This is a genomic window from Bacteroidales bacterium, assembly GCA_031276035.1.
GTDB lineage: Bacteria > Bacteroidota > Bacteroidia > Bacteroidales > BM520 > RGIG7150.
Map to the genome: position 1 here is coordinate 46,860 of JAISNV010000034.1, position 18,415 is coordinate 65,274.

General features: G+C 31.6%; 13 protein-coding genes. 7 read left to right on the forward strand and 6 right to left on the reverse strand.

All coding sequences use genetic code 11. The features are described 5' to 3' along the window. Positions 1–61: 61 nt before the first annotated feature. Positions 62–1,225, reverse strand: coding sequence for an AraC family transcriptional regulator (locus LBP67_08725; protein ID MDR2085060.1), 1,164 nt, complete (start codon positions 1,223–1,225; stop codon positions 62–64). 157 nt (positions 1,226–1,382) lie between these two features. Between LBP67_08725 and LBP67_08730 the strand changes: the two genes are divergently transcribed. Together LBP67_08730 and LBP67_08735 are read left to right on the forward strand one after the other, a co-directional pair. Further along, positions 1,383–2,069, forward strand: coding sequence for a hypothetical protein (locus LBP67_08730; GenBank protein ID MDR2085061.1), 687 nt, complete (start codon positions 1,383–1,385; stop codon positions 2,067–2,069). 26 nt (positions 2,070–2,095) lie between these two features. Further along, positions 2,096–3,313, forward strand: coding sequence for a 3-deoxy-D-manno-octulosonic acid transferase (locus LBP67_08735; GenBank protein ID MDR2085062.1), 1,218 nt, complete (start codon positions 2,096–2,098; stop codon positions 3,311–3,313). Between the two features lie 73 nt (positions 3,314–3,386). Here the strand turns inward: LBP67_08735 and LBP67_08740 are convergent, their stop codons facing one another. From LBP67_08740 to LBP67_08755, 4 genes are all read right to left on the reverse strand, one after another. Then, entirely contained in the window at positions 3,387–4,418 is a 1,032-nt protein-coding gene (locus tag LBP67_08740) for a long-chain fatty acid--CoA ligase (GenBank protein ID MDR2085063.1), read from the reverse strand. 172 nt (positions 4,419–4,590) lie between these two features. Continuing rightward, entirely contained in the window at positions 4,591–5,136 is a 546-nt protein-coding gene (locus LBP67_08745) for a hypothetical protein (protein MDR2085064.1), read from the reverse strand. Then, positions 5,124–6,182 carry an aminotransferase class V-fold PLP-dependent enzyme gene (locus LBP67_08750; GenBank protein MDR2085065.1) on the reverse strand — a complete coding sequence of 353 codons (1,059 nt, stop codon included), beginning with the start codon at positions 6,180–6,182 and terminating at the stop codon, positions 5,124–5,126. Before LBP67_08750 ends, LBP67_08745 begins: the two co-directional genes overlap by 13 nt. 50 nt (positions 6,183–6,232) lie before the next feature. Continuing rightward, positions 6,233–7,609 (reverse strand): tryptophanase, encoded by a 1,377-nt coding sequence (locus LBP67_08755; protein ID MDR2085066.1) that lies wholly within the window; start codon positions 7,607–7,609, stop codon positions 6,233–6,235. Between the two features lie 551 nt (positions 7,610–8,160). Here LBP67_08755 and LBP67_08760 point away from each other — a divergent pair. The 4 genes from LBP67_08760 to LBP67_08775 all read left to right on the forward strand — a co-directional run bounded on the left by LBP67_08760 (position 8,161) and on the right by LBP67_08775 (position 14,590). Next, the gene (locus LBP67_08760) at positions 8,161–11,121 is read left to right on the forward strand and encodes a carboxypeptidase regulatory-like domain-containing protein (GenBank protein ID MDR2085067.1); all 2,961 of its coding nucleotides are present in this window, start codon (positions 8,161–8,163) and stop codon (positions 11,119–11,121) included. A 232-nt stretch (positions 11,122–11,353) separates the two neighbouring features. After that, positions 11,354–12,769 (forward strand): leucyl aminopeptidase family protein, encoded by a 1,416-nt coding sequence (locus LBP67_08765; protein ID MDR2085068.1) that lies wholly within the window; start codon positions 11,354–11,356, stop codon positions 12,767–12,769. 16 nt (positions 12,770–12,785) lie between these two features. Beyond that, the gene (locus LBP67_08770) at positions 12,786–14,066 is read left to right on the forward strand and encodes a T9SS type A sorting domain-containing protein (GenBank protein MDR2085069.1); all 1,281 of its coding nucleotides are present in this window, start codon (positions 12,786–12,788) and stop codon (positions 14,064–14,066) included. Between the two features lie 35 nt (positions 14,067–14,101). Then, the gene (locus tag LBP67_08775; protein MDR2085070.1) at positions 14,102–14,590 is read left to right on the forward strand and encodes a hypothetical protein; all 489 of its coding nucleotides are present in this window, start codon (positions 14,102–14,104) and stop codon (positions 14,588–14,590) included. Here the strand turns inward: LBP67_08775 and LBP67_08780 are convergent. Next, entirely contained in the window at positions 14,587–17,040 is a 2,454-nt protein-coding gene (locus LBP67_08780) for a bifunctional UDP-N-acetylmuramoyl-tripeptide:D-alanyl-D-alanine ligase/alanine racemase (GenBank protein ID MDR2085071.1), read from the reverse strand. The genes LBP67_08775 and LBP67_08780 overlap by 4 nt on opposite strands. Before the next feature lie 46 nt (positions 17,041–17,086). Here LBP67_08780 and hflX point away from each other — a divergent pair, with 46 nt between their 5' ends. Beyond that, positions 17,087–18,271 carry a GTPase HflX gene (hflX, locus tag LBP67_08785; protein ID MDR2085072.1) on the forward strand — a complete coding sequence of 395 codons (1,185 nt, stop codon included), beginning with the start codon at positions 17,087–17,089 and terminating at the stop codon, positions 18,269–18,271. Positions 18,272–18,415: the final 144 nt, after the last annotated feature.

Here is an 18,415-nt window from a genome sequence, read left to right on the forward strand (position 1 = left end):
TACGCAACTAATTTTATATTTTCGAACAAAAAAAATATTAAATTTATTAAAAAAGATATTATTATTTTTTATGATTATTTGCTCTAATTAAATTTACGTATTCCGAAGGGGTTTGTCCTGTAAATTTCTTAAAAATACTATTAAAAGTAGATTTAGAATTAAAGCCCGAATCATAAGCGATAGACATTATTGTAAGATTGTTATTTTTTTTATCCGCTACTCTGGCCTTAAACTCATTAACTCTATATTCATTAACAAATAAATAAAAGTTCTTTTTAAGAATAAGATTTAAAGCTTGAGTAATATAATGTTTAGGGTAATTTATCATCTCCGAAACATCTTGTAAATTAAGATCATTTTTTAGATAGATCTTTTTTTCTTCCATTAATTTTACGAGCTTTTCCGCACATTGATCAAGTGTATCTTTGGGTATTTTAGATTTATTATAATAATTATCTAATTGTTTGCCCCCGGAAAAATCGTAAATAGAATTTTTTTCATCAATAAATAATTCGGGTCTATTAATAAGAAAATATTGCAAAGAAAGAAAAAACACACATTGGCCTACAACTACAAACATATTCGTATCAAAGGTGTCATTTCCTGTTATTATGCTTGAAAAACCGGTTACAGCCTGTAAAATATACATGATAAAAAATAACATTGTCAGATATTTGAACCAATAAAGAAGTTTTTCGGATAATTCAAAGGAGTATAAATCTTCTATGTTTTTCTTAGCATAACCAATACAGGCAAAACTTGCAATTGTATAAACTATTACAGAAACATAAGTTAAGGAATAATATACTATATACAAAGCTTTTTGTGTTTCCAAATCTCTAAAAAATTGTACTCTGAATATTGCTGTATCGCCGCGTAAAACCAAAGATAAACACAAAAACAAGAGAAATGGAATAAAGTGTATAATGTTTGCAGCGGCTAATGTTCTTATTTTCAACAAGGTTGCTCTCAAATATAATAATATCATCGGCCCGTATGCAAAAACAAAAAAATTAAGCGGCAAAGTATCACCGAAAAGATCCGGAAAACGAAGCTTTATTAACCCTATAGCAATATCAAAAATCATTAAAATAACAATCCCTGTTAATAAAGCCGATGAAGAAGCTTTACCTTTCTTGGAAATAAAAACAATTCCGGTAAATAAGGCTTGAACTATTGCAATGTAGTAAATGACCAAATTAAGAAGACTAGTATCTTGTATCATAATTGACTCATCAATTTATATTGATTATTTGCAAAGGTAATATTTTTTTATCTATCTTTGCGCCATGATGAAAAATTGTAAATATCTATTTTTATTTCTTTTTTTGATACAAAGTTCTCTTGTTCCGGCTCAAGACAAAAAGGTATCAGAAGATAAGATGAGTATACCTTTTTTAAGTCTTTCATATTCATATCAATTTCCATTTGTAGATATGTCTGAGCGTTTTGGATCCAACTCTACAATCGGAGCAGGATTTACGTATAAGACTCAGAATAATATTCTTTGGGGTATTGATTGGAATTTTCTTTTTAGCAATAATGTAAAATATAAAGATACCCTTTTTAAAGCGATTTCTTTTTCACAGGGGGATATGGATATTAATATTCTTAACGGGGCAGGACAACCGGCAATAATTAATATCTATGAACGCGGTCATATTATTATGTTTCGTGCCGGAAAGATTTTTGATGTATGGGCTCATAATCCGAATTCCGGTTTGTTTCTTACCGGGGGTTTAGGTCTTTTTACTCATAAAATCAGAATTGAAGTTTATCAAAACGATACACCTCAGCTTGATCCTGATTATAGAAAAGGTTATGATAGATGTTCGGTTGGTCCGGTTACCGGAATTCAATTAGGCTATATTTATTTTAATAATAACAGATTAATAAACTTTAAAGCCGAAATAGAAGCATACTACGGTCTTACGCATAGCATCCGAGCATATAATTTCGATACGATGTCTAAAGACACGAACTGGCGGCATGATGTTTTGGTCGGACTGAAAGTATCTTGGATTATACCCTTATATCCGAAAGCACCGAAAGATTTTTATTACGATTAATATATTGCTGCATTTATTTTATTTAAATGTATAACATTGCTCTTATAATATACTATTTTTTAATATGTATTTCTTGTCTTTTCAGTGAAAAAGCAAGAGAATGGGTACGCGGACGCAAAAACATTTTTAAAAGATTAAAAAAGATTGATCCCGGAAAAGGTATTATTTGGTTTCACTGTGCTTCTTTAGGGGAATATGAACAAGGATTACCTGTTATCATTAAAACCAAGGAAAAATACCCTGAACATAAAATTTTACTTACATTTTTTTCCCCTTCCGGATTTAAGAATAAAAAGTATCAAAAAGAAGTAGATTATACTTTTTATATGCCTCTTGACACAATAATTAATGCTTACAGGTTTATTAATATTGTAAGGCCCGTTTTTGTTGTGTTTGTAAAATATGAGTTTTGGTATAATAATCTTTGGGTGCTAAAAGAAGCTGATATTCCCATAATTTATATTTCTTGTAATATAAGAAAAACACAATATTTTTTTAGATGGTATGGCGGATGGTTTAGACAAAGACTTCGAAAGGTAACTCACTATTTTGTTCAGAATGAAGAATCGAAAAGATTATTGGAAAGTATTAGAATTAATCAGGTTACCATTGCCGGAGATACTCGTTATGATAGAGTTAAAGCTATTGCCGATACGGATTTCTACGATGAAAAAATAAGTTCTTTTATCGGAAACAGTGAAAATGTTTTTATTACGGGCAGTACCTGGCCGAAAGATGAAACGATGCTTTTGGAAATTCTCCCTAAACTTAGAAAGTATAAAATTATAATTGTTCCGCACGAAGTAACTGAAGATAATATAAATCGTATCAAAGAGCTATTTAATAATAGTGTTTTGTATAGTGAATATAAAATTTCAAAAGATTCGGATTCGAATATTTTAATTATTGATTGTATCGGATTATTATCACGGCTATATCGTTATGCTAAGTTTGCGTATATTGGCGGTGGATTCGGAAAAGGTATTCACAATATATTAGAAGCTGTTGTTTATGAAGTCCCGGTAATTTTCGGACCAAATTACAAATATTTTAATGAAGCTATAACCCTGATAAACGCCGGTGGTGCTTTTAGCTTTTCCAAAAAGGAAGAATTAATAGAAATTATTGATAATTTGCTCAACGATAATTTTCTGGAAAAGGCAAAAGGTTCTTGTCAGGAAATTATTGATAAAAACTTAGGAGCTACGGATGAGATTATGGAAGAATTAAGAATTAAGAATTAAGAATTATAATAATATATTCTTTGTTTTATATTATCAAAATAACTGCATTTAATAATCTCATTTTAATTTTCAATTAATTAAATTTCATTTTAAAATTCAAACCGGAATATTTAAGAAATTTCTCGACTTTTCTGTTATTGGGTTCGTCATCTAAATTACAAACGCGGACCTTTCCGCCAAGTGTTTTATAGATTCTTGATCCTTGTAATTTCAATCTCATTTTATCAAACAAACCAAATTTTTCCACATTAGTTTCAATAAGTGCTTTGGATTTGCTATCTACCATACTACTTGCATAAACTAATTCCAAGACTTTTGGTACCGTAAAAATTACAGTCGGCTTCATTTCGGTTATCAATGATAAAATCATTTTAAAATTCGAATGTCTTGGTTTAAATATAGTTGTATTTCCGAAAATTGCAGGAATCAGTGCGGTTGTAAGTTTACGATAAGAATATGATATCGGCATAATTGAGACAATAACATCATTTTCGTTTATTCCGGTTTCGGTTGCCTGTTCTTTTGCCTCTGCAATCAATTCTTCGTGAGTAAAATATATGATATTCGTACTGTAAAAATCTATATCAACTCTTGCCGCAGCTAAATCGGTAGATATAATATCCACTTTCGGCATTGTTAAACTGTTAACATTATTAGTTGATTTGAAATTTTGTTTTTGCTTTGCGTTTGGAGATAAAACACATTTTAGAATGTCAATATCTATTATCGTAAGATGTGTATCTTCACTAAGTTTCTCAAAAGTTATATCATTAAGAATATCTTTTTGCAAAAGTAAGAGGTTACATTCAGCCGCAATAGTTATTCTATGCAGAGTAGAAATATCTTTAAATTTTGAAATCGGGACTGCTATTGCACCCATTGTTGTAATTGCATAAAAAGCCATATTCCACTGAGGCGTATCTTCAGCAAGAATAGCTACTTTATCTCCTTTACTTATTCCATAATAATATAAAGTGTTTTGTATATCCTTAACCTTCGAAGCAAATTGTGAAAAAGTGTATTTTTCACCTAAATATGTTTCGAACATTATTTTTTCGCCGTATAATAATTTACCGTTTTTGAAGATGCTTTTAATAGTTGACATGACGATTATTTTTAAATTTTTATGCAAAAATCCAACTAATAAATTTTTCTGTCGCCTTAATAATAAATGTTGATGTCTGATTTACTTGGAAAAGATGTTTGTTTTTTTATTCGGACATTCAAAAATTTTATTCGAGCGTCCTTTTTTCTTTAATAAACAATCTATTACATGTTTATTTCCATATTAGGAAAAACATGATAAGTCCGATTAAAAAAAGCATAATACCGGACAAAAGAAGTGAAATTTTAATTATTTTAATGGTCTTAATTTTTTTTCCGAACCAAATTCCGAGAAAGCATATAATAAAAGAAAAAGCAATAAACAGTAACGGATATTGCCACGTTACAGGACAAAAAAGTTTTAATCCGAAAGTAGCCAGCATAACACTTAATCCGACCGCTACATTAGAAAAGAAATAATATTTAATATTTAATACATCTACGGAAAACAGAAATGCGTTTGATTTTCCTCCTTTATTTAATGTAGTGAAGCCAGCAACCAATATAAGAATTGCCCCCATAAACTTAATGTCGGAATTATTAAATAAGTAAGCTAAGCCCAGTCCTGCAAAAGAAAACGCACCTAATACAACCGTTGTTATACTGTTAAGTTTTAATACATCTTTAAACTGCAATGATTTTTCCATTCCGATTATCAACCCGATAGCAAACGGAATGAGTAGTAATGCAAAATATGTACAAATAATTAAAACAGGCATAATTCTTCGAAGTTTGTTTGAGTGCCCATATGCCCTATTCTAAAAACTTTCCCTTTTAATTCACCGTAGTTACCGCCAAAAACAATTCCTTTTTCTCTCATCTTTTTATCATATTTTTCCCAAGTATATCCATCAGGAATATAAGCGGCTGTAACCGTAGGGGAAGAATATTCAACTTTACGAGGAAATAGCTGTATTCCGGCTTCTTTTAATTTCATGATAACTTTCTGCGAACAGTCTTTATGTCTTTTAACAACATTATCAAACCCTTCGACAAAAATATTTTGAGTGGATTGATACAATTGAGCAATATTTACCCAACTTGGCGTATAAGGGAAGTATCCTGTTTTTTTAACATCCTTAAAAGGAAGTAGAGCATCATATCCTTGATAGTTAACCTTTTCTATTATTTCCCAAGCTTTATTACTAACTGTAAGAAAACATGTATTTGGTGGTGCGGACAATGCTTTTTGTGTTCCGCCCAGACAAAGATCAATATTATTTTTATCAGCATTTATATGTACCGCACCTACGGACGATACGGCATCCACATAAAAAAGGGGAACGTTATACATTTTTTTCAACTTTCCCAACACTGTAAGATCATTAAGTATTCCGCTTGGAGTTTCACAATGAACTGCCGTAATCATCTTCGGCTTAAATTCTGCAATAGTTTTTTCAATCAAATAATAATCTTCAAAACTACAGTCATAAGGAAATTCTATAATTTTCACTTCACAACCTATGCTTTCAGCCATTGTTCCAATTCCGGTACCGAAAATGCCGGTTGAAATTGCTAAAACTCTATCATCAGGAACCAAGCAGCTATTTAATCCGCTCCACAAAGCAAGCATACCTTCGCCCGTCATAATAACAACATCGCCTCTTGTATTAAAAAGTTTTTTTAAATCGCTTACACAGTTATTGTACAATGTAAGAAATTCCGGCTCAACATCAGCCGAACCGAAATTCATCAATCCAATATTTAAAACATTTTCAGAAACTGTTGTTGGTCCCGGAAAAAACGAATATCTATACGTTTTCATGAGAATTACAAGATTAAATTATAATTTCAAATAAAAAATGGTCAATTAATTTATTTCAGCGGTTCTAATTTAACGGTAAAGTGTCTCATTAGTTCGGCTTCCCAAACAATTTTTACTCCTCTTGTGATAGATTCTCTTCTATCATATACATTTTTCAGAGCAACAGCAACAACATCCATATGATTATTTGTATAAACACGTCTTGGAATTGCAAGTCTCAGCAAATCAAGTCCGTTGAAACGATTTTCACGAGTAACCGGATCTCTGTCGGCTAATAAATATCCTATTTCGCAACCACGAATACCAGCTTCAAGATATAATTCGATAGTTAAAGTTTGAGCAGGAAATTCATTTTTAGGGACATGAGTTAAAACTTTAGGAGCATCAACAAATATAGCATGGCCACCTGCAGGTCTTTGGTAAGGAATATTAAAGTCGTCTAATCTTTTAGCAAGATATTCAACTTGTTTAATACGTGTTTCAAGATTTTCAAATTCAGTATTTTCATCCAAACCTACTGCAAGAGCATTCATATCTCTTCCGCTCATTCCTCCGTACGTTATATAACCTTCGTAAACGATTGTTTTAACCTTAGCACTTTCATACCATTCTTCCAAATTTGTAGCAATAAATCCGCCCATATTAACAATAGCATCTTTCTTAGCGCTCATAGTCATACCGTCTGCAAAGGTGAACATTTCACGACAGATTTCTTTTATTGTTTTATTTTCGTAGCCCTTTTCTCTTACTTTGATAAAATATGCATTTTCGGCAAAACGAGCCGAATCAAATAAAACCGGTTTATTATATTTCTTAGCAACTTCACGAACTTCGCGGAGATTTTGCATAGAAACAGGTTGTCCGCCAGCAGTATTATTAGTAATCGTAACAATAATAAACGGAACATTACCTGCATTTTCAGCAAGGAATCTCTCCAATTTTGTTACATCAACATTTCCTTTAAAAGGAATTTCGAGTTGAGTATTTTTTGCTTCATCAACAGTAAGATCAACGGCAAAAGCTTTACGGGATTCTATATGACCTTTTGTTGTATCGAAATGAGAATTTCCGGGTATATAATCACCTTCATGAACTAAACAAGAAAAAAGAACATTTTCAGCGGCTCTACCTTGGTGAGTCGGGATAACATATTTAAATCCTGTTATTTTAGTTATCATATCTTTCATTTTATAGAAAGAATTAGCACCTGCATAACTTTCATCACCGACCATCATTTCCGCCCATTGGCGGTCACTCATTGCACCGGTTCCCGAATCGGTAATCAAATCAATATATACTTGTTCCGCTTTTAATTGAAAAACGTTATAATTAGCCTCCTTAATCCATTGTTTTCTTTCTTCGAGGGTACTACGTTTAATCGGTTCAATCATCTTAATTTTATAAGACTCTGCAAAAGGTAATTTCATTTATAATTATTTTTAAAGTTAAATTCAATTTTTTTATGCAAAGATATGAAATAATTAAACATTTAGAATTAAAATTTTAGAATTGATATAATGATGTGATCTTTTTTGATAACGCCGAAAAATATTAAATTCCGTAAGTTTTTTAGTATCTTTTCCTGAAAAAGTCTGAATTATAAGAAAATTAACAGACGTAGTAAAAATCATTATTTTGTTCGAATAATTAAATATTTGATTGAAAATAAAAATGCCCTAGACTTAGAAAGTCGAAAAATAATTTTATCTGCTTAAGAAGTTTTACTAGCTTTTCTATTTCTCCCTAGACTTAGAAAGTCTTTATTGTCAAATATTTGTTATCTATATTCACTAAACTTAGAAAGTTTCTTTTATTTTTAAAAAATATTGTGTTTAAGTTTGATTTTTAAAAAAAAGTTTCTAATTTTGTTGCCAAATATAATGCAGAAAAAGGATTTTTTATAGAGATTTAATATATAAAAACATGTATAAGTTCACATGTTTTTAAATATAAATATAAACCTTAAATTTTTATCTTTATGAAAAATTTTTATTCTTTTTTGTTCTTTTTAATTCTGGTAGTATTTTATTCTACTAATGCATATTCCCAACAATATGCGGCTTCTAAACTTATCACAAACAGTGACGGAGTGTCCTATAAACTTGATTATTTAAATACAGCTTCTCCTCAAAAACAGTCTGATGCAGTTGCAGAAAATGTTGAGATAATTTGGTCAAAATCTGAATCCTATTCAATTGGTGAGCATGTGTATTATTCTAAAGAAACCGAAAAAAGTTTTGTTAATTGGGCTTTAAATGATAATCGCGTAGCTCAATACGGAAATACAAATTCCGCTATTTGGGAATTTCCAACTTCATTCGATTTTACAAAAGCTTTTTCAAATAAGGAAGGAAGTTTATACATTGTAACAGATGGAACGGAAATATATGTTCTAGATCCGGTTACCGGAAATCTTCTTTGGGAAAAAAGTATTGCTTCGGGAGTTTCTTATGCTGCGGCTTATCCCGACGGAACAGGTTTTTATTTTAGCGACGGCGATTACAAAGTATATTCTTGTCTGATAAATTCTCAAACACCAGTATGGACAATACAAGCCGAAAATGGTATTGTAGGCATCAATATTTCCGAAGATCATTCTCAAGTAATTATTTGTCTATCGCAACCTGCAACAAAAGCATTAATCATTGATCCTCAAAATGGGAATGTAAAACAAGAATTATACTATTATAATAATTCTCCAACACAAACTCCGGCTTTTAGTGCTAATGGTGAATATTTGGCTATGGCCGATTTTAGTGGTAAAGGTACTTTATACAAGCTGGTAAACGGTACATATGAACAACAATGGCAAACATCTTTACAACATTCAAGTTCATCTTCAACATGGGGAAGTGGCATCGCTATATCAGCTGACGGTTCTACAATTGCATTTGGAACTCTTGGTTTTACAAGTACCGGTTATATGGGTTCAGTATATGCTTTCAACAATTATTCCGGAGAACCTGTATGGTCATTTCATGATTGTGGAGATCAAATATGTTATATTTCCATTACCGATGATGGTAGTTTAATAGCCTGTGCAGGCTATGGTCCGTTGGATCATTCAAGTCCCGATTTGTATATTTTCCGCAAAGAAAGTTCCGAACCAATTTCTACACTTGGCACTTCCGGTTCATTTTCTTATGTAGATATAGCTTCGGACGGTTCAAAAGGAATTACTGCCGGAAAGGGTGTACATGCTCGAGAAATGGGATATGGAGGTCAGGCATATTTTTTTAACCCGGTACCTTCAACATTCGGTAATCTTAGCGGAATTGCAGACCTTATAGGTAACGACGATAATAGCTTAGTTTTAATCACTCTAGAAAACATTGATGATTATTATGCTTATTCTAAAGTTTCCGGTGATTTCGACATAAAATATATACCTGCCGGTACATATTCATTAACTGCTTCTAAACAAGGGTATTATTCACAAACTGTTGAAAATATTGTTATTACTGCCGGTAATACTACTAATATTAATATAGATTTACAACCTGCCGGAGAAGCTGTTAAAAATTTATTTGCCTCTCAAGGCGCATATCCAACTGTTAATCTCAGCTGGAATGAATACGAAGGTTCTTGCATAGGATATAATATTTATAGAAAACAAAACGAAAATGCTCCGTTTACAGATGTTTTTGCATCAGTTGGTGTAAATGAAACCGAATTTATTGATGATACGGCGCTACCTACATTCAATTATTATTATACAGTGACTGCTATTATCACCGCAGACTTGGAAGGTCCTTTTTCAAATACGGCATTGGGCTATACCTTAACATCATTTATTACTAAAGAAATTGATATATATAATACTTCAATAATTCCGAATATTGATGGTGTAATATCTGCCGGAGAATGGGATGATGCTTTTGTTTTCGATGCTTCGGATTTTCTCGGTAGTGACGGATCTTATCAACCAGTAGGAAGTGTTATTATGTACATTAAAGCAGATGAAGATAATTTATATGTTGCCGTTGAAAATAAAAATGATACTCAACTAAGTTCAGGTGATAGAACTGCTTTTTATATTGATGACAATTTTAACGGTGTATATGAAGAATCCGGTAATGATTCGGAAGGAAATTACTGGATAAATTATGGACCTGCAGGAACTTATAGCGTTCAATATCGACCCATTTATAATACCGGTGGTGTTGGTGATACATATACCCTAACCTGTGATGTAGCAGCTTCTGACGCAGTCGGTTACGTTGTTGCGGAATTTACTCTTCCTATAGGCTCGGATGATCATGATATTACACCCGGTAACATGAATAAGAGCAAAGCATACATATATGTCAGAGACGGTGCTTATGGTAATCAAGATGGTCAATGGCCCTATGATAATGCCGAAACATTTGTACCTGTTGGATACGGTATAATGAATTTCTATGCAACAGATGATGTTCCTCCACCACCTGAAAATTTACGTTATAATCCTAGCTATTTTAATTCTCCCGAATTTGTAGCTATTTCTTGGGATATGCCCGAAATAAATGATTTAGATTATTTTAATGTTACTGTTAAAAATGTTAACTCCGGAAATGAGGAAATTATAGAAACGCCAGGGAATCAAATTATTTATAATGTTGAAGATTTAACAACCTATAATGTAACTGTAACAACTGTTGATAAAGCCGGACAAGAATCTGTTGACTCGGAAAATCTTGAAATTATAACAAATTTTATGGGAATAGTTGATTTTGATAAAAGTTCTTTTATCATCTATCCTAATCCTACTAGCAATATTTTAAATATCAAAACAGAAACAAACAAAAATAATATTGTTGAAATATATAATATTTCGGGCAATATTGTTGGAAAATATGAAATGTCAAATAATGCTCTTAATATCGATGTTTCAAAATTATCAAACGGTATTTATTTTATTAAACTTGGAAAGTCTGTTCGGAAGTTTATAAAGCATTAACTAGTAATTAATCTTAGACCATATTTTAAGGAGGTATATATTTTGATGTACCTCCTTTTTATTTATTAAATTGTTTATATCGTATGGATTAATCATATCAAAAATATAAAACTTTCTAAGTCTATAAGACTTGGAAAGTGAAACAAAAATCTTTCTTTTTTCTTAAAAAAGATTCATTCTTTAAATTATATATTTAAATTTGCATGTAAAATAATTGATTATCTACTTAAAAATGAAAATATCCACTACAAAACAAAAAACATATCATAAGGTATATCTTGATTATAGTTTAGATATAATAGAACGACTTGCTTTTACTGAAAAAGAAGTTGTATATATCAAGGAAAAATATTTAACTGATAAAAAGAAACAAATAATTGTTTTAAACAGGTTTGATGAAAAATTGTTTCTCTGTTTATGTCAAAATGATGATTTGGAAAATTTCAGATGTTTGGGGAATGATATTCAGAAGTATATTAATGAAGATAAAAAAACCATTTTTTCTTTTGAAAGTTTTATTGATAATGAAGATTTCTCATTTGCTTTTCTTGAAGGTTTAATTCTCGGCAATTACGCTTTCGACAAATATCTTTCAAAAAAGAAAGAAAAAATCGAACATATTATCATTCTATCTGCTTTTTCTAAAGAAAACACAGTCTTGTTATTAAATCTTTGTGATGCAGTAATTATTGCTCGTGATTTGGTTAATGAACCTGTTACAGCAGTAAATTCAATTATTTTTGCCGAAAAAGTAAAAGAATTAGGTAAAACCGCAGGGTTTAAAGTTGACATCTTTAATAAAACAAAATTAGAAAGTTTGAAATTCGGCGGATTACTCGCTGTAAATAAAGGAAGTATAGATCCTCCTACTTTTTCTATAATGGAATGGAAACCAAGAAATCATATCAACAAAAAACCTTATATATTTGTCGGTAAAGGTGTTACTTATGATTCAGGGGGAATGAATATTAAGACAGACAGATATATGGAAGACATGAAGAGCGACATGGCTGGTGGTGCTGTTGTTGCAGCACTTTTATATATTGTTGCAAAATCAGAATTACCGATTCATGTCATCGGCCTTGTCCCTGCAACTGATAATAGACTTAATGGAAACGCTATGGTCAGCGGAGATATTATTACAATGTTCAATGGAAAGACTGTGGAAATTACTAACACTGATGCGGAGGGACGACTAATTCTTGCCGATGCTTTGAGTTTTGCGGACAAATATTTGCCGGAGCTTATTATTGATATTGCAACCTTAACCGGCGCAGCTTCAAGAGCAATCGGACCTTATGGAATTGTTGCAATGGGTAAAGATTTCGGAAATAATATGTCTTTATTAAATTCTGCCGGCAATCAAGTTTATGAAAGAATTGTAGAATTTCCTTTCTGGGAAGAATACGACAAACTTAACATGTCTGAAATTGCAGATGTTAACAATGTAAGCTCAGGAGGCTATGCAGGAGCTATTACTGCAGGAAAGTTTTTGGCCAATTTTACCGAATCTCCTTATATTCATTTGGATATTGCGGGCCCTGCTTTCATCAAGAAAAGAATGGAATACAGAGTATCCGGAGCTACAGGTTGCGGTGTAAGATTATTATTTACGTTTCTAAAAAATCTTTTAAATAATAATTATTAATTTAAAACCTTTTACTATGAAAAAATTTACCCTAAGTCTTTTATTAATTGCGTTATTTTGCTTTTCAATAAATGCGCAAACTTCATTAACCACAGCTGTCGATTTCGAAACAACAGACTGCCATGGAGAGCCTTTTCACCTCTTTGAAATTTTAGATGGAGGTCAATATGTGTTAATCGATTTCTTTTTCGTTAATTGTGGTCCTTGTCAAACAGTTACGCCTAAAATTGCCCAAGCATACGAACTTTTAGGTTGTAATGCTCATGACATTTTCTTTTTGGAAATATCAAGTATGGATTCGGATGCGGCATGCCTGACATGGGTAGAAACATACGGCATTGAATATCCAACTATAAGCGGTCAGCAAGGCGGTGGAAGTTCAATTTGTAACAATTATGGAATTCCTGCTTATCCGACAATTATTCTCATTGCCCCCGATAGAAGCATTGTTATTCAAGACTTATGGCCGATTTCAGATGCGAATAATATTGTTAATGCTGTGGGTGCATATGGTGTTAACCCTAACGATTGTGACGCTACTTTTGCTCCTCCAACCAATTTAATTTCTTCACTTGATTTCAATGTTGTTGAATTAACTTGGGAAGCACCGGAAGGAAAAAGTGAAGTTACAGGATATAATGTATACAAAGAGAATGAATTAGTGGCAGAAAATATAACAAATACAGAGTTTTCTGAAGAATCGGAAGGAGGAACATTCGAATATTGTGTTACAGCCATTTATTCTGATATAGAATCAGGAGAAATTTGTACTTCTGTAAATGTTATCTTTTGTGATGATGAGATTGATGTAATTCAATTAATCATATGTAAAGATGAAGCGTTAGTTCATATCGAGTGGACGCATGTTTTTAATCAGCATTCCGGAAATTTCCTACATTATAATGTATATCGTGATAATGAAGTTATTATAACAACTACCGATAGTTATTATATAGATATAAATCCTCCTTTAGAAAGTCATATGTATATGATTTCTGCTGTATATTCAGACGGTTGTGAAGCTTTTTCCAATGAAATCGAATGTTATCCAAGTATTATCGGTATAAAAACATATAATTCAACTTTTAATATCTATCCTAATCCTGTTGATGATTATATTAATATTAAATTAAATGACGGCACTTTATCAAATAAATATGTTGAAATATATAATCTTGTAGGAAATTTAGTTTTAAAACAAAAACTTTCAAATACACAAATAAATGTATCGGCACTTTCTCCCGGATTATATATCATCAATGTAAATAATGTGCAACAAAAGTTTATTAAACAATAGATTTATTGAAAAAAATAATTTATATAAAAAATAAAATGAAAAAAATAATTTTAATTTTAATCCCTTGCATAAGCATATTTTTCTTTGCATGCAACAGAGATTTGAAAAACAGTGAGGCTTTTATAGGCGATTATACCGGAGAAGCCACCGCGACCGGAGAGTATACAGCAGTTGACCCTTCAACCGGTGAAAGCATCGTTAATGATATTAATGAAACCGCTGATCTCAATTTTTCCGTTAAACTCGGGGAAGTTGATAATGAAATTGTTTTTTATAATCTGATTAATAATAATACCGAACTTTCTGCTGAAGTAGATGGAAAGGATTTCATTATTAAACCGACAAAAATTATTATGAATATGTTGTTTTATATAATTAATCTTGATGTTTCGGGCAGCGGAACCCTTGTTGATGATAATCTTTCTTTCTCTATTGAAATGAGTGGATCGGGATACGGATTATTAGAAGAATCTTCTACCATTCAGTATACTTCAACAATCACGGGTACGGCAATAAAAAATTAGTAGTAATAAACTCTTTTAATTCTCTGCGAAAGTGTTGATATGATTTCATAAGAAATCGTATCGGCATTTTTTGCCAATTCATCAATTGAAATATTGTTACCGAAAAGTTCCACTTCTTCGCCTTCGGAAATATTTTTTCCGCTAATATCAACGTAACACATATCCATACTTATTCTCCCTATTATCGGAAATCTTTTTCCCGAAATAAAAACTTCCGCCTTATTAGCTAATGACAATTTTAATCCATCGGCATAGCCAATTGGTAAGATAGCAATTTTTGTCTTCTTTTTTGCTTCCCATTCCATGCCGTAACCAATTTTTTCTCCTTTTTCTATTGTTTTAATTTGAGAGATAATAGTTTTCAATCTCAATGCTTGCTCAACATTTAAAATTTCACGAAGTTTTTCATCAGCTCCGTAAAGTCCGATTCCAATACGAACCATATCCATTTGTGCTTCCGGAAATCTTGCAATGCCGGAAGAATTTAATATATGCTTGATGGTTTTATATCCCAAATCTTTTTCAATCTTCGCGGAAACTTCTTTAAATAATTTGATTTGTTTCTTAGTAAATTCATCCATTTTAGGATCATCAGCACAAGCCAAATGTGAAAAAATTGATGCGACTTTTACAAGATTTTTATTTTGTTTGATTTTTTGAATGAGCTCCTCTACTTCATCTTCGGAAAATCCGAGTCTGTGCATTCCGGTATCAATTTTTAAATGAATTTTATATGGTAAATTTTCGTTACCACTATTTTTTAATTCAACACAAATCTGCTCAAAACGTCTAAAACTATAAACTTCCGGCTCAAGTTGATATGCTATCATCTGACGAAGAGCGTTTGTTTCCGGATTCATAATCAAGATCGGATGAGTTATCCCTGCTTCACGAAGTTGAATTCCTTCATCTACAAAAGCTACTGCGATATAATCAACATTGTTTGCCTGCATCAAATCTGCAATTTCAACACTTCCTGCACCATATGAAAAAGCCTTCACAATAGTCAATATTTTTGTTTGAGGTTTAAGCTGGTTTTTAAACTTATCCAAATTGTGTTTTATAGTCTCCATATTAACTTCCAGAACAGTTTCATGTTCTTGTTGTTGAAGCATATTGCTCAGATTTTCAAGTTGAAAATTTCTTGCACCTTTAATCAAAATCGCTTCATTAGAAAATCTTAATGAGTTAATTTTTTTAAAAAATTCTTTTGTGTTTTTAAATGTTTCTATCTTCTTATTAAAAAGATATCTATACGTTTTTAACGTTTCACCTATTAAAATTGCTCTGTCAATCGGCTTATTATTAATAATATCAGCAACTTGTAAATATATCTGGTATTCAATTGCTTCATCTTTTATAGGAGCAAAATCTGAAATAATTATTGTTTTCTTATTAAATCTACTCTGTTGCACAAGAGTATCAATTGCTATTGCAAAAGAATTAATATCCAAACTATAACTATCATTCAGAATAATGCAATTATTCAATCCCTTTTTTATCTCAAGCCTCATTTCAACCTGTGCCAATGCAGCAATTTGCTTTTTAAAATCATTTGGATCATAACCTAAGACTTTTAAAACAGTAATACAATGACCGAGATTTTCTAGAGATGCTTCATTTTTAAATTCATTCGGAAGTTTTACATCTTTAAGAAATCTTACAATTTCTTTCATCTTCCATGTTATTAAGAGTTTATCCGGATAACACCTGTCTATCATTTGTAATAATTCTTCATCATCGGCTCTAAAAATTATTTTTTTCGATTCCTGAAAGAGCTGAATCTTTTCTTTAATTATATCTTTTTTGTTTTCGAAATTTTCCGAATGTGCCTGTCCTATATTCGTTAAGATTCCTATTTCCGGAGAAATTACGGAATTTAATTTTTCCATTTCATGATGTTGCGAAATTCCGGCTTCAATTATTCCTATGTCGCTGTCTCTTTCCATTTTGAGAATAGAAAGCGGTACGCCTATCTGGGAGTTATAGCTTTTCGGACTTCTAGATATTTTAAGTTTCGGAGACAATAATTGCCATAACCATTCCTTAACGATCGTTTTTCCATTGCTTCCCGTAATTCCAATAATCGGATAAGTCAGTGATTTTCTATAATTTGTCGCCAATTGCTGTAAAGCGGTAACAGTATTATTTACCAAAATTAAATTACAATTTCCGAAATCAGTTTTTTCACTCATTGCTTTATTAAGAGTAATAAAATCAATAGAGGAAATTAAAAAATTGCGTACACCTTTTGTCACAAGTTCGGGAATATAATTATGACCGTTGTTTCTTTCCGTTTTAATTGCAACAAAGAGGACATTCTTTGTTTTGCCGATTTGCCTGCTGTCAATTAAAATTTCAGTAACGATTTGTTCTTCTTTCGATGAAGAAATAAGTTTTCCCGAAGTTATTTTCAAGATTTCTTCAATTGTAAATGAGGCACTATTCATACAAAGTCAAATATTTTGATTTAATTTGCAAAATAAAAAAATTTTTATGATAGAAACAACACCTTTAATTGAAACCGGAATTCTTGTTGCGGTCATTCCGCAAAAAAATACTTTTGCAGAAGTCAAAGAATATCTCGATGAATTATCTTTTTTATACGAAACGGCTGGCGGACAAGAAATTGGAAGAGTGTATCAAAAAGTTGAATTTCCTAATCCGAAAACCTATGTCGGTAAAGGAAAATTGGAAGAAATTAAAAATCTTTGTATTGAAAAAGAAGCAAATACTGTTGTTTTTGACGATGAACTAAGTCCTTCGCAACTAAGAAATCTTGAAGACTTTTTGAAATGTAAAATTTTAGACAGGACAAGTTTAATATTAGATATTTTTGCTAAAAATGCACATACGGCTCATTCAAAAGTTCAGGTTGAGCTTGCACAATGTCAATATATGTTGCCCCGATTGACCGGTTTATGGACTCACTTGGAACGTCAGCGTGGCGGTATCGGAATGCGTGGGCCGGGTGAAACAGAAATTGAAACCGATAGGCGTATTATCCGAAATAAAATTTCTCAATATAAAGAGGAATTAAAGAAAATCGATATGCAGAAATCAATTCAACGGGGAAATCGTGGAACAATGAAACGTATAGCCTTGGTTGGATATACAAACGTAGGGAAGTCAACAATTTTGAATTTACTTGCAGGTACCAATGTTCTTGCCGAAAACAAACTTTTCGCAACTTTAGATACTACAGTCAGAAAGATTGTCATAAACAGTCAGCCTTATCTTATTTCGGATACCGTCGGATTTATCAGAAAATTACCAACAACTCTTATTGAGTCTTTCAAATCTACACTTGATGAAACACGCGAAGCGGATCTGCTTCTCCACGTTGTTGATATTTCGCATCCTAATTATGAACAGCAAATTGAAGTTGTAAAAAATACTTTGATGGAAATAGGTGCGGCAGATAAACCTGTGATTTATGTATTTAACAAGATTGATGCGTTGAAAGAAGCAGAAAAACCCGATGTACCGGATTATCCCGAATTACTAGACTTAGAAAGTGGAGAGAATGTGGAAGTTATAGAGCAAGAAAAGGATACCCATTCTCTAGAATATTTAAAAAAACTATGGATTGGAAAGAAAAATACTCCTTCGGTTTTCATTTCGGCAAAAAATAAGGAAAATATTAACGAGTTGAAAGAAGCAATTGTGAAAGTCTTGTGATTTTGGAGGAAATTTCATTTTTATAGTTTATCAGGGATAAAACTAATAAAATGTATTCTTAATAAAATTGTTTTTTATACTTTCTAAGTTTAATGCTATTTATACGGAATAAATAACAATTAATAATGAAGACTTTCTAAGTCT

Excerpts from the sequence above, each read along its gene's own strand:
- LBP67_08725 (MDR2085060.1), bottom strand. The coding sequence starts at position 1,225 with ATGATACAAGATACTAGTCTTCTTAATTTGGTCATTTACTACATTGCA.
- LBP67_08730 (MDR2085061.1), top strand. The coding sequence starts at position 1,383 with ATGAGTATACCTTTTTTAAGTCTTTCATATTCATATCAATTTCCATTT.
- LBP67_08735 (MDR2085062.1), top strand. The coding sequence starts at position 2,096 with ATGTATAACATTGCTCTTATAATATACTATTTTTTAATATGTATTTCT.
- LBP67_08740 (MDR2085063.1), bottom strand. The coding sequence starts at position 4,418 with ATGTCAACTATTAAAAGCATCTTCAAAAACGGTAAATTATTATACGGC.
- LBP67_08745 (MDR2085064.1), bottom strand. The coding sequence starts at position 5,136 with ATGCCTGTTTTAATTATTTGTACATATTTTGCATTACTACTCATTCCG.
- LBP67_08750 (MDR2085065.1), bottom strand. The coding sequence starts at position 6,182 with ATGAAAACGTATAGATATTCGTTTTTTCCGGGACCAACAACAGTTTCT.
- LBP67_08755 (MDR2085066.1), bottom strand. The coding sequence starts at position 7,609 with ATGAAATTACCTTTTGCAGAGTCTTATAAAATTAAGATGATTGAACCG.
- LBP67_08760 (MDR2085067.1), top strand. The coding sequence starts at position 8,161 with ATGAAAAATTTTTATTCTTTTTTGTTCTTTTTAATTCTGGTAGTATTT.
- LBP67_08765 (MDR2085068.1), top strand. The coding sequence starts at position 11,354 with ATGAAAATATCCACTACAAAACAAAAAACATATCATAAGGTATATCTT.
- LBP67_08770 (MDR2085069.1), top strand. The coding sequence starts at position 12,786 with ATGAAAAAATTTACCCTAAGTCTTTTATTAATTGCGTTATTTTGCTTT.
- LBP67_08775 (MDR2085070.1), top strand. The coding sequence starts at position 14,102 with ATGAAAAAAATAATTTTAATTTTAATCCCTTGCATAAGCATATTTTTC.
- LBP67_08780 (MDR2085071.1), bottom strand. The coding sequence starts at position 17,040 with ATGAATAGTGCCTCATTTACAATTGAAGAAATCTTGAAAATAACTTCG.
- hflX (MDR2085072.1), top strand. The coding sequence starts at position 17,087 with ATGATAGAAACAACACCTTTAATTGAAACCGGAATTCTTGTTGCGGTC.